Source organism: Paenibacillus sp. FSL K6-4396 (assembly GCF_038002525.1).
GTDB classification, from domain to species: Bacteria; Bacillota; Bacilli; order Paenibacillales; family Paenibacillaceae; genus Paenibacillus; species Paenibacillus amylolyticus_B.
Genome location: NZ_JBBOCR010000001.1, coordinates 4,824,549 through 4,836,478, shown reverse-complemented (window position 1 = coordinate 4,836,478; position 11,930 = coordinate 4,824,549). Strand labels below are relative to the sequence as shown.

The 11,930-nt window shown below is 46.6% G+C and carries 11 protein-coding genes; 8 read left to right on the top strand and 3 right to left on the bottom strand.

Going from position 1 to position 11,930, the window contains the following annotated elements; all coding sequences use genetic code 11:
- Positions 1-11: 11 nt before the first annotated feature.
- Positions 12-359 carry a YugN family protein gene (locus MHB85_RS21265; RefSeq protein ID WP_017687430.1) on the bottom strand — a complete coding sequence of 116 codons (348 nt, stop codon included), beginning with the start codon at positions 357-359 and terminating at the stop codon, positions 12-14.
- Positions 360-569: 210 nt separating this feature from the next.
- On the opposite strand from MHB85_RS21265, the gene MHB85_RS21260 reads away from it, so the two are divergent.
- The 8 genes from MHB85_RS21260 (at position 570) to MHB85_RS21225 (ending at position 8,861) form a co-directional block, all read left to right on the top strand.
- Complete coding sequence (locus tag MHB85_RS21260) at positions 570-1,739, top strand: M20 family metallopeptidase (RefSeq protein WP_341073658.1); 1,170 nt, start codon at positions 570-572, stop codon at positions 1,737-1,739.
- Between the two features lie 210 nt (positions 1,740-1,949).
- The gene (locus MHB85_RS21255; RefSeq protein WP_445739059.1) at positions 1,950-3,626 is read left to right on the top strand and encodes a DNA repair helicase XPB; all 1,677 of its coding nucleotides are present in this window, start codon (positions 1,950-1,952) and stop codon (positions 3,624-3,626) included.
- A gap of 36 nt (positions 3,627-3,662) precedes the next feature.
- Complete coding sequence (locus MHB85_RS21250) at positions 3,663-5,381, top strand: helicase-associated domain-containing protein (RefSeq protein WP_341073656.1); 1,719 nt, start codon at positions 3,663-3,665, stop codon at positions 5,379-5,381.
- A 152-nt stretch (positions 5,382-5,533) separates the two neighbouring features.
- Complete coding sequence (locus MHB85_RS21245; protein WP_036614642.1) at positions 5,534-5,971, top strand: YlbF family regulator; 438 nt, start codon at positions 5,534-5,536, stop codon at positions 5,969-5,971.
- A gap of 30 nt (positions 5,972-6,001) precedes the next feature.
- On the top strand, positions 6,002-6,265 hold the full coding sequence (locus tag MHB85_RS21240; protein WP_026080981.1) for a YlbG family protein: 264 nt from the start codon (positions 6,002-6,004) through the stop codon (positions 6,263-6,265).
- A 165-nt stretch (positions 6,266-6,430) separates the two neighbouring features.
- Entirely contained in the window at positions 6,431-6,868 is a 438-nt protein-coding gene (locus MHB85_RS21235; protein ID WP_017687436.1) for a hypothetical protein, read from the top strand.
- 132 nt (positions 6,869-7,000) lie between these two features.
- Positions 7,001-7,924 carry a selenium metabolism-associated LysR family transcriptional regulator gene (locus tag MHB85_RS21230; protein WP_091014289.1) on the top strand — a complete coding sequence of 308 codons (924 nt, stop codon included), beginning with the start codon at positions 7,001-7,003 and terminating at the stop codon, positions 7,922-7,924.
- 67 nt (positions 7,925-7,991) lie between these two features.
- Positions 7,992-8,861 (top strand): PHP domain-containing protein, encoded by an 870-nt coding sequence (locus MHB85_RS21225; RefSeq protein WP_341073655.1) that lies wholly within the window; start codon positions 7,992-7,994, stop codon positions 8,859-8,861.
- Between the two features lie 145 nt (positions 8,862-9,006).
- Here MHB85_RS21225 and MHB85_RS21220 read toward each other — a convergent pair whose 3' ends face one another.
- Together MHB85_RS21220 and MHB85_RS21215 are read right to left on the bottom strand one after the other, a co-directional pair.
- Positions 9,007-9,453: a GNAT family N-acetyltransferase gene (locus MHB85_RS21220; protein WP_341073653.1), complete on the bottom strand. Its 447-nt coding sequence runs from the start codon at positions 9,451-9,453 to the stop codon at positions 9,007-9,009.
- A gap of 385 nt (positions 9,454-9,838) precedes the next feature.
- The gene (locus tag MHB85_RS21215) at positions 9,839-11,611 is read right to left on the bottom strand and encodes an Rqc2 family fibronectin-binding protein (RefSeq protein ID WP_091014296.1); all 1,773 of its coding nucleotides are present in this window, start codon (positions 11,609-11,611) and stop codon (positions 9,839-9,841) included.
- Positions 11,612-11,930 lie beyond the last annotated feature (319 nt).

The window sequence follows — 11,930 nt, the reverse complement described above, 5'->3', positions numbered from 1 at the left end:
TTTGGCCCAGCCTATGCTTCCAGCAGTTCTTTGAGCTGCTGTAATTTTTGGGCTGCCAGCTTCACGACTGGTTGCGGAACGGAAGAGTCATAATCCAGGCCGTGAGGGAAAGTGGCTTTGCCGAGGTATACTGCTTCCACAGCAAGAACGGTATCCGGTTTTTCCAATTTGCCTTCCACAGCGCGGGTATTAATGCGTACAAAGTATTCTGAGTTGGTTTGTTCATCTTCAATTTTGTAGTCATATGTAGCACGGTAATATTCCCATTGCCACCGGACAAATCCGACTTTCTCGGCGCTCTCATCCAGGTATGCCAAGTCGCTCTTCAAGCCATCCAAGCCTGTATTCTCAAAAATCATAAGCGTTTGATCCTCCTCATAAGCTTCCGAGTATAATTTCTCGAGTATTTCTCTAGTTCATGATAGTATGTTTCCCCTTCCCGTGCAAGCTTTCCGAAGGCGTTTCGTATCGGTTTTCTTCCAATTCTGCTACAATATACAGCAATAGGTTTGAAGAGGAAGGTTCGGGCTTGATATAAGTCCCGTTCAAGATTGAAAGGGTGGAGAGAAATGACTAATAATATATGGTGGGAAGATCTGCAGATCCACATGGTGGAATGGCGGCGTCACCTTCATCGCAATCCAGAGGTTTCCTTTCATGAGGAGAAGACATCTTCTTTTGTAGCGGATATGTTGGAGAGTTTTGGCGTGGAAGTGAGGCGTCATGTTGGTGGTCACGGGGTCATCGGTACCCTTCGTGGGGACAAGCCGGGTCCTGTCGTCATGCTGCGAGCTGATATGGACGCACTTCCAATTCAGGATGAGAAGAATATCGAGTATGCATCACAACAAGCAGGAGCGATGCATGCATGTGGCCACGATGGTCATATCTCAATCCTGCTCGGTACGGCATTGTATTTCAGCCGTCACAAGCAGGAGATCCAAGGCGAGATTCGCTTTTTGTTCCAGCCAGCAGAAGAGCTGCTTCCGGGCGGTGCAGTCCAGGTCATTGCGGATGGTGCGCTTGAAGGCGTGGATGTCATATATGGCATTCATCTGTGGACCCCGCTGCCTGTAGGTGTTGTTGCCAGCAAAGCAGGACCGATGATGGCTGCGGCGGACGATTTTTACATTGAGATCAAAGGCAAAGGTGGACATGGCGGGATGCCACAATCCACGATAGATAGTCTCATCGCGGGTTCTGCGCTTGTGATGCAGCTTCAGACCGTTGTCAGTCGTTCGGTTGATCCATTGCAACCGGCGGTGCTGACCATTGGTACAATGCAGGCGGGCTCGGCTCAGAATGTAATTGCAGAGCAATGCAAAATGAGCGGTACGGTAAGAACGTTTGATGAAGAAACCCGAAACGGGATGAAAGAGCGCGTGCTTACCATGGTAGCCCAGACAGGGGCAGCTTATGGGGCAGAGACGCAAGTGAAATATATTATGGGATATCCGCCTGTGGTGAACGATGAACAGGAGACAGCGCGTTTCTTCAGAGAAGCTACAGAATTATTTGGGGCAGAACGAGTGCAAGCATCCCCCATGCTGATGCCAGCGGAAGATTTTGCGTATTATCTGCAGAAGGTGCCAGGGTGCTTTATGTTTGTTGGAGCAGGCAACCCGGATAAAAATGCGATCTATCCGCATCATCATCCGATGTTTGATTTTGATGAAAACGCGATGCAGACTGCCGTGAGATTATTTATCGCCATGGCCAAGGGTTACACAGCCGAATGACTTTATAGCTAGTTGGGCATCCTGTTCATACCGAGGTATGGGCAGGATGTTTTTTTGTGGATTTTTATAGATGTGTTCAAAAAGTCCATCTTCTCGGTACTGAAAACCAGACTTTTTGAACTCGCAATTATACAGGTTCATTTTCGGAAGCTGCCGGAACTGGACTTTTTTGTGATAGGAGGAAGGTTCCAAATGGAAGGAACAGAACATATGGTAAGGACAGATGCTTGTATCGTTCAGCGAGACTTTACAGTTTTGCTGGAAGTTGGCCACCCCGGATTCGAAAGAGCGAGAGAGCAGCTTGGGATGTATTCAGAACTGGTTAAGACACCAGCAGCGTTTCATACTTACCGAATCACTCCGTTATCGCTCTGGAATGCGGCTGCGCTGGGATGGAATGCAGATCAAGTCATCGCAAGTCTGGAGCTGGTATCCCGCTGGAAGGTGCCTGCTGCACTGATACAGGATGTTCGGAGAATCATGGATCAGTATGGCAAATTAAAGCTGCATTCCGAAGCAGATCACACCAGAATGCGTCTTTATAGTGAGGATGAGCGGTTGCTGGATGAATTAAGTGGATTGAAAACGATAGCTGCCTTTCGGATGGAACGCAAGGACGCTCATGAACTTCTGCTCCCAGGAGAACAGCGAGGGTTATTAAAAAGGGAATTAACACGATTGGGTTACCCTGTGCTTGATTACGTGGGGTATCGGGAGGGAACCAAACTTTCATTTGATTGGCGGTCTAATGATCCAGGGGACCACTCTGAGCGATTTGCGCTGCGTTCTTACCAGAGAGAGGCTGTGGATGCATTCGAAGGCAGTGAGGGCATGGGAGGAAGCGGTTTGCTCGTACTTCCTTGCGGAGCAGGCAAAACGGTCATTGGCATGGCCGTGCTGGAGCGGCTCCAATGTGAATGCCTTATTTTGACGTCCAATACAACGTCTGTGCGACAGTGGATTCAGGAAATTCAAGACAAAACCACGATTACCAGTGAACAGATTGGTGAGTATTCAGGTCAGAAAAAACAGGTGAAACCTGTGACAGTAGCTACATATCAGATTCTGACACACCGGAAATCAAAGGATGCTGATTTTACTCATATCAAACTGCTCAGTGAGCGGGAATGGGGGCTGATCATATATGATGAAGTACATTTGCTGCCAGCACCAGTGTTTCGTGCAACTGCGGATATTCAAGCTACGCGAAGACTGGGATTAACGGCTACATTGGTTCGAGAGGATGGCTGTGAACAGGATGTTTTCTCGCTGATTGGTCCGAAGCTCTATGATATGCCGTGGAAACAACTGGAGCAGCAAGGGTGGATTGCTGATGTACAATGCCAGGAGATACGTATCCCATTTTCCCAGGAACTAAGATCGAATTATCTGCAAGCCGAGGTTAAGCACCAATTCCGATTGGCTGCCGAGAATCCGGCGAAAGTAAGTGTAGTCAAGCGTTTGCTTGAACGTCATCGGGATTTGCCTGCACTTGTGATTGGACAATATCTGGATCAACTCAAGTTGATTGCCCGGGAAATTGAAGCACCTCTGATCTCGGGAACCATGTCACAGCAAGAGCGAATCAAATGGTTTGCCGCTTTTCGACGAGGAGAGATTAAAACGATTGTGGTATCCAAGGTTGCCAATTTTGCTGTGGATCTGCCCGATGCTGCTGTTGCGCTTGAGATATCCGGGAGTTTCGGGTCAAGGCAGGAAGAGGCACAGCGTTTGGGGAGAATTCTGAGGCCGAAAGCTGGAGAAAACAAAGCATATTTCTATGCGTTGGTATCAGAGGATAGCAAGGAACAGGAGTTTGCATTAAACCGTCAGATGTTCTTGGTGGAGCAGGGATATGAATATGCTATCGTTCATGAGAACGAATAGTCCATTTATACTCGCGAAAAGAGGAGGGATTGGGATATGTCTTCATTTGAACCAATAGATGAGCCGGTGGTACTGAACCTTGATTCATGGTCAAAGCTGACTGTGGTGGAACAAAAAGTGCTTGGTGCAATTTTTCACAAACATGCCGGTCAGCCTTTCTCCTCCCTCCTGCCGCGAGAACAGTGGGCCATCGAAGGACTAAGTGTCGCAGAAGCCAAATCTTCATTTGCCAACCTTAGGCAGCAAAGATGGATTGAGTCTGTATATAAGAGTTGGGGAGAGCGATTATTTTATATTCCTGCTTCGTTGATGGACACATTGACGATTGCTTACGCACAAAGAGTGGGTATAACCGTTAAACAGATGGCACAGCATGCTCATGTATTACAGGAAGGAAAGCCGGATATTGCTGCGGAGCTGCTTCATCTGATCGCGTGGATCGAAAGAGAAGGACTTCCTTTGACAGGGAAGGGCACTATACATAAGAAAAGTGTTCAAAAATTAAGTGTGATCACGGTATTATCTTCGACAGACTTTGAAGGTCTGGGTATCCGATATGGACATTCGGATTTGTATCCGACCCACGTAGCAATCCTTCTCGATCTACTGCTCAGTCTGAACCTCGTTCAGAAGTCAGATGGCCAAATTCAGATTGTAGATCATCGATTACAAACATGGTTGCAGCTCTCGTGGAGACAGATGCATTGGGAAATATATCAAGCGTGTATGGAAAGATACGGAGAAGATGAACCCGCTTTGCAGCATTTCCGTTATCAATTGGCAGTGTTTGCTCCAGAAAAAAATATATGGTGCCGTATAGAGAATTCGGAATTGAAACCACGAGTCAGGGGCTGGCTCTACGCACTAGCTGGCTGGGGGTATGGTGAAGTAGGAGAAGATCAGTCGGGAGATCTGGCATTCCGCTGGCTGATCGAACCGCAGAGCCTGTTATATCGAGAACAAGAGATGGTAAGTGAAGCGGAGCCGTGTGGATTTTACATGCAGCCTGATTTCGAAATGTTGGTGCCGCCCGAAGCAGGGCCTGATGTGATCTGGATTCTGGAGCAATGCGCAGAGAGGGTGACGCGTGATCGAATGTCCATATACCGTATGACAAGAGAACGATTCATTTCGGCCTTAGCCAGAGGGTTTGATTTACATGAAGTGATAGAGTTTCTGGAACAATATGCGCTGACAGGCATACCAGAGAATGTGCGTATTGCATTAGCAGATTGGAGAAAGGAGACCGATGCTGCACCGTTGACAGTAATTCGGAGTATGAAGGTAATGGAGGCAAATACAGGCTCTGCAGATGATCCGAAGTTATTAGAAAAAGATATGTTGAGTGGTGTATATTCTTCTTTCTACACTCCCAATAATCTAGGTCTGGTTGATGTCCCTGCTTCTCTGCGTGGGTTGGAGCGTGATCATTCTGTCATTGAGAAGAAGTTCTCTCTGTTGGGGTTTGAGGAGATACCGGAGACCTGGTACAAGGAGTGGCGTCGATATCATAGTTCAACCGCCCGACAGATTGCTGCCAAAGCCATTGAGTGGCAGACCAAGCTGGGTATACAACAGGAAAATCGTACGCAATACCTCATTCCACATCAGGTAGAGGGTCATGAACACTGGACTTTAAGCGGTTGGTGCATGCTGGATTCAAGTGAAAATACATCAGAGACAGAATGGCGTACATTCTCCCCGTCAGAGTGGGATACAATGCGTCTTATCCTGCCAGATGATGTCATAACCTGACTATTTCACATGAATATCAGGTTGAAAGGCGAATTTTCAAGTTCCCCCTATTTCTAATTGCAGGAAAAACTCTTCTTAACTATTCATGGATATGCTATGATGAGATAGTCTACATTAAGTAGAACTTTATATATAGATAGGATGAATATTTCATGAGCGTAGCGGAAATGAACACGGTCGATATGGCCCAAGTGTTAACGGGCGCATATGAACTGGGCGACATGATTAACCAATCTGCCGAAGTATCGGATTATTTATATTGGAAGCAGCAAGTCGAGACTACCCCTGAGATTCAGATGGGGATTCGGAAGCTGAATGCCAAGAAGGAATTGTTTGAAGAAACACAGCGTTTCGGTCATTTTCACCCGGATTATCATGCAGCAAAAGACCAGGTGAAGGCTTTGGAACAGGAGTTGGAAAATTTTGAGGCGGTAATCCGCTTCAAACAGGCAGAGAAGTCCCTGGATGATATGTTATTCCAGATGTCAGAGACCATTGCATTTGCAGTGTCAACGACCATTAAGGTACCGAGCAATGACCCGAATCCGAAGGGCGGCTGCGGTAGTGGCGGCAAGTGTGGTTGCAGTTAAGTAATCATTATAGAAGGGCGGGGAACGATGATGTTTGCGGAAAGGACAGGATTCATTATTTGGGTCAGTGATTTGAAAGCTGCCCGTAATCTCGAAAAATATGGCACCGTGCATTATATCTCCCGCCGTATGCATTATGTAGTCATGTATGTTAATGCAGAACGGGCAGATGATACGATGAAAAATGTGAAGCGACTTTCCTATGTGCGCAAGATCGAACGCTCGTATCGTAATGAGATCAAAACCGAGTATGCCAGCAAAACGATGGACAAAACGAGCTTTTACGGAATATAGACGAGAAACTGGAGGGACCCTTTGGGGTCGCTCTTTTCTTGAATTATACACAAATTGGCTATTGTGAAAAAAAGTTAAACTTACGCCTTGAGGTTGCGGGACTAATGTTGTAATATATTTGGTAATAAATAGATAGAAAGTCCTATCTGGTGGAGAGTGATTCCCATGCGTGATAAGGTGATGCAACGTTGGAGCACCTACGAGCCGTTTTTCGTGGCTCTTGGAGACAAGAAAGTGGCCGACATCGTCATTACCCATCATGCCAAGATGCGGTATGCAGACCGTATTGAGCCTGCACGTAGTGATGATGACCATATTGCGGCGTGGTTATGGGAGTGTCTGAAGCAGGACCGTATAACACCATACTACCGTAATGAACAGGACGTCTACCTGATTGATGAGGATCTGGTGGTGGTCGCCGAATTTTCCGAACTCGAAGGAGAATATGATATTGCGGGCAACCCGCTGCACAAAATGATTGTAGTTACGTTTCTGGGACGTATGTCGGAGACCATTGAATTAAGGGACCTGAAGTCATATTATTCATGGTTAAGACATTCAAGAAGAATGACGTTGGTCAAAAATAGCCGTAAGCATAAGTAAGCCTGAGTAGATTCAATATGTTGAAATCATAGATTCAAGTATTATCGCATGCAGACAAGCTGCATGCTTTTTTTGTTGCCAAGCGGGAAATCGGCTACAATGTAGAGAGTGTAATCGAAGAGGGGCGAAGATATGAATTTTCACCAATTGCATATTTTTTATACGGTAGCAGAGAAGGGGAGTTTCTCGGCTGCTGCACAAGCATTACATATGACTCAACCGGCAGTAACGATGCAGATTCAATCATTGGAGGACTATTTTGGGACAAAGTTACTGCATCGTTCCACCAAAAAAATAGAATTATCCGAGGCTGGCCGGACTTTATTACCTCATGCGAAACGGAGTGTAGAGCTGGTCAGACAGACGGACGAAGCGATGTCGGCGTTTACTCAGATGTTACAGGGCAGACTCCAGCTGGGAGCCAGCTTAACGATTGGGGAATATGTGCTTCCACGCATGCTCGGACCATTTGCACTTCAATATCCGGACATTTCAATTGTCATGAAAGTGATGAATACAACGCAAATTATGGATGATATATTGAAGCACCAGCTTAATTTTGGTCTGATTGAAGCACCAGTACACCACCCGGACATGATTGTGGAGCCTGTCATGCAGGACGAGCTGAAACTGATTGTACCTGCCGGACATGATTTGGCTAAGCGTAGCAAAGTGAATATTGAGGATGTAATGTATTATCCTTTTGTGCTGCGTGAGAAGGGCTCGGGTACTCGTCAGGTGATGGAAGACCAACTGCAAAAGAAAAAGATTGATCCACAGGATATGAATGTTGTGATGGAACTTGGCAGTACAGGAGCGGTAAAATCGGCCGTGGAGGCAGGGGTAGGTATTACGATGTTATCTCCTTCTTCGGTGCAGCATGAACTGGCTCTGGGACTTGTTCATATTGTGGATATCCGCGGACTCGAATTCAAAAGGCAGTTCTATGCCATCCATCTAAAATCGTCCTTGTTGCCCCTGTCAGCAGTCGCTTTCCTGAATTATCTGCGTCAGCAGGAGCAGCCTAAGTCGGTACATAAGACGGGGAAGGCATAATAGTTGGCAACATCAATGGTAGATAAGATTGAATCATAATCAATTTTAAACAAAGGAGCTGTTGATCATGGATCAGCGCCAAGGACGCTGTGATCTTCATACACATAGTCAGGCTTCCGATGGAATGCAGCCACCTGCTGATAATGTGAAGCTTGCCAAACAAAAAGGGCTATCTGCGGTTGCCCTAACGGACCATGATACAGTAGCTGGTGTAGCGGAAGCACAACAAGCGGGAAAAGAGTACGATATTGATGTTGTTGCCGGAGTGGAGATCAGCACTCGGGCTGGTGGGAAAGATATTCATGTGCTCGGGTATTATGTGAATACAGAGGATGAGCAGTTCCTGCAACGGTTGCGCGGATTACGAGAAGCTCGAGATGAGCGGAATCATCTGATTATCGCCAAGTTGCAAGAACTCGGGCTTGATATAAGCTGGCAGGAGGTACTGGATGAGCTGGGACGACCACTAGAGCCTGACGAGAGTATCGGCAGACCCCATATGGCTGATGTACTGGTGAAGAAGGGATATGCTGTCGACATGCGGGATGCATTCGATCGATATCTTGCTGAAGACAAGCCTGGCTTCGTGTCTGTACCCCGCGTTGCGCCGAAGGATGCGTGCGAATGGATCAGAGCCGCAGGTGGAGCCGCTGTAATTGCCCATCCGGGTCTCTATGAAGATGATGAATTGGTACGGCGTATCATTGAGGACTGCCGTCCAGATGGACTCGAAGTATTTCATTCGGACCATGAACCGGAAGATGAGCGCAGATACGCCGAGATGGCTAAGGGTTATGGGTTAATCGAGACTGGCGGATCAGATTATCATGGGGAACGGCAAGGTGTCGTTTTCCACGGGGATCTGGGTAGCAAGACCGTAACGGTTGATGTGTTGGAAAGGCTGAAGGCAGCTGCCTCACAGCAATATGGAGTATAAGCTAAACGTGGTAACGCTCCTTAGGACTATAATGAATACTGCCGTTAGTGGGGTAAATTTTAGGGACGTTTGAGAATTAAAGGACATGGATCATGCTAGGGATAAACCTGCATGTATTCATGTCCTTTTTTGTGTCAAAAAGAGTTTATGTAATCGAATAGTTGACCCAAGCGCCGCGTGTAGCCCCAAGAAGCTCGAATAATTGCTGTGCTCGCTCATTGGTCACTGCTGTGATCCAAGACATATATGCACATCCATGGTCACGTGTATATTGCTGACAGTGTGCAAATAATTTGGCTTCTGCTTCGCCTTCTCTGAATGTTTCCGTAACAAATAGGTCATTCATGATGGCGACACGTTCTGCTTTCATCGTGCTGTAAGTAAAGAAGAGGGTGGAAAATCCGATAAGCTTCCCGTTCTCTTCTGCCACGAATTGAGCACCGATCTGCTGATTAAGCAGGTTATTAATCAAAAGCTGGATGGATTGATCACCAGGCCAGGGGTTATTGTAGAATCCCACCACATAGTCATGCATTAATGCCATCAAGGGTTTCAGATCATCAGGTTGAGTTTCTCGAATATGTATGGTCATGGTACACTTCCTTAACAGTAGTTTTATTCGTGAGAATTGAATTATTATACATTTTAAAGAATTAATATTCAACAAAAACGATAGATAAAGATGAAATTCACATTAGTATTGAAACAATTTTGATGCATCCACAAAAATCCCCTGAACCGTTATGGTCAGGGGATTCTGTTTTTTTTTACTGTTACATCTCTATATAAGTGGAACTAATCATTTACACGATAACGGAGAGGACAGAAAAAACCTGAAAAAGCGAAGCGTTCGCCTTTATCCCCGGATTTTCCCCTTTGAAAAAGGGAATCGAAAAATCTGGGGATAACAGCGATTGGAAGGTTGTTCTGTCATCGTAGTGTTAGTGTAAATAATCTTTAGTTCAACTTATATAGCCTTATCCATTTTTAATCGTGGACGGCAGACTTTTGATCAATTCATCATTTGGCGTGACAAACAAGGTCTTCTGATGATCATAGATCACAAAACCTGGCTTCGCACCACTTGGTTTGCGTACATGACGGATAAACGTGTAATCCACAGGTACACTGCTTGACTCCTTGGCTTGGCTGAAATAGGCAGCAAGCTGGGCTGCTTCTTCCAATGTAGCTTCACCAAAGTCCGTACTGCGAATAACGACATGTGAACCAGGAATGTCTTTGGTATGCAACCAGGTGTCGTTGGAAGAAGCGAGACGGTTGGTCACGTATTCATTCTGCAGGTTGTTTTTGCCCACAAGAATATCAATCCCCTCGGAGGAGGTGAACTGGTGTACGGTCGGACGGTCGCTTTTCTTCTTCTTTTTACCCTTCTTGTTACGGTCACGAAGGTATCCCTGTTGCACAAGCTCATCCCGTATTTCCTCAATATCGTTCATGGATGCAATGGACAGCTGCTGCAACAGGTTATCGAGATAGTCAATCTCGTCTTTGGTTTTGCCAAGCTGCTCATGAATCACAGCCAGACTGTTCTTGTATTTGTTATAGCGCTTGAAATAACGTTGTGCGTTGTCAGACGGTGTGAGCAGTGGATCAAGCTGAATGGTAATGTTGGCTTGGTCTTCATCGTAGAAGTTCACAAGCTCCACGCTCTTGTCCCCTTTGTGGACCTGATGCAGGGAGGCAAACAGCAACTCGCCCCATAGTCTGAACTTGTCCGCATCGTCTGCTTCCAGCAGGTCCTTGTTCAGGTTGTCCAGCTTTTTGATGTTTTTGCTTCGCTCATTCTGCAGAAAACGGAGCAGATCACTTACTCTCTGTTTTACCGTGTCCCGTTCAGCCTTGTCTCCGTAGTAATCCTCCATGCACTTGCTCATCGTGTCATAGGTTTTCTCCAACTCCTGGATGCTCTGAAGATGAACGGCCGAGAAAATCATTTTGCCTTTGGCGTTTGTTCCGGTTACAGGCGTGTAGATATGATCTCTGACAGGTCCCATCACGGCTTCAAAAGCGTTCCACAGTGCACCAGCCTCAACTCGGCTCTCACCCTCCACCACAGCCTGAGTGCTCACTGTACCTTCAGCTGCAATTCCACGGGCAGCAATCTCTCCCGCAATTAACGGGCTAAGACCGCTAAAGGAGTTCACAAGCCAGCGTGATGCCTCTTCCTCAGCGGCATGATAGCTGTCCTCGAATGCTGTACGACTCACTTCGAGCGGATTACTTTTATGTTGCTCGGGTGGGGCAGTATAAGCGAATCCAGGCATGATTACCCGGTAGCTACTGATGGAAGGAGTCACATGATGAATGCCATCCAGAATCGTTTCTGTAACAGGATCAAGCAAAATAATATTACTGTGACGCCCCATCAATTCAATGATGATCCGTTTAACCGAAACATCCCCCAATTCGTCACGCTGGCGCACATTGATGTGGATAATACGTTCCATGCCAATCTGACGGATCTCCTCAATGATGGCACCTTCACAGTGCTTGCGGAGCAGCATGCAGAACATGGGTGCTTCCGTAGGGTTAAGGAATGTCTTTTCCGTAAAATGCACACGGGGATAGGTTGGGCTTGCCGAAACAAGCAATTTACTATTACCGCGCTGAGCACGTAGTGTGAGAACTACGTCATGACCATTCGGCTGATGGATTTTGCTGATACGTCCACCAATGCAGCCTTGCAGTTCATGAACAATGGCCCGTGTTACGATGCCGTCCAATGCCATTTTTTCCACTTCCTCTCTCTATCGAGCACCTGCATTTATCATGCCAAATGCTTCATCTATATAACTGAAACCGTGCAACCAGGTATGTAAAAAAACAAGGACTGGCTGCGGATTCTTCGTTGCTTGCCTGTTGAACGCTGGAATCGGTACTGCGCAGAACATCGCAGACTTTTATTTTAGCCTATTCTGTCCATCAGGGAAAGGATTCACCTTCCGGGTGCTAATCACAGACCTGTCCGAATACATATAGAGCAGGTAGTTTGTCCGGCATAGTGTACAGCCTGTCGACCAGCGCGCCGGTGAGTCATGTGAGCTTATT

What these genes read in the sequence shown, in the direction of transcription:
- MHB85_RS21265 (WP_017687430.1), bottom strand. Translation starts at nt 359, where the DNA reads ATGATTTTTGAGAATACAGGCTTGGATGGCTTGAAGAGCGACTTGGCA.
- MHB85_RS21260 (WP_341073658.1), top strand. Translation starts at nt 570, where the DNA reads ATGACTAATAATATATGGTGGGAAGATCTGCAGATCCACATGGTGGAA.
- MHB85_RS21255 (WP_445739059.1), top strand. Translation starts at nt 1,950, where the DNA reads ATGGTAAGGACAGATGCTTGTATCGTTCAGCGAGACTTTACAGTTTTG.
- MHB85_RS21250 (WP_341073656.1), top strand. Translation starts at nt 3,663, where the DNA reads ATGTCTTCATTTGAACCAATAGATGAGCCGGTGGTACTGAACCTTGAT.
- MHB85_RS21245 (WP_036614642.1), top strand. Translation starts at nt 5,534, where the DNA reads ATGAGCGTAGCGGAAATGAACACGGTCGATATGGCCCAAGTGTTAACG.
- MHB85_RS21240 (WP_026080981.1), top strand. Translation starts at nt 6,002, where the DNA reads ATGTTTGCGGAAAGGACAGGATTCATTATTTGGGTCAGTGATTTGAAA.
- MHB85_RS21235 (WP_017687436.1), top strand. Translation starts at nt 6,431, where the DNA reads ATGCGTGATAAGGTGATGCAACGTTGGAGCACCTACGAGCCGTTTTTC.
- MHB85_RS21230 (WP_091014289.1), top strand. Translation starts at nt 7,001, where the DNA reads ATGAATTTTCACCAATTGCATATTTTTTATACGGTAGCAGAGAAGGGG.
- MHB85_RS21225 (WP_341073655.1), top strand. Translation starts at nt 7,992, where the DNA reads ATGGATCAGCGCCAAGGACGCTGTGATCTTCATACACATAGTCAGGCT.
- MHB85_RS21220 (WP_341073653.1), bottom strand. Translation starts at nt 9,453, where the DNA reads ATGACCATACATATTCGAGAAACTCAACCTGATGATCTGAAACCCTTG.
- MHB85_RS21215 (WP_091014296.1), bottom strand. Translation starts at nt 11,611, where the DNA reads ATGGCATTGGACGGCATCGTAACACGGGCCATTGTTCATGAACTGCAA.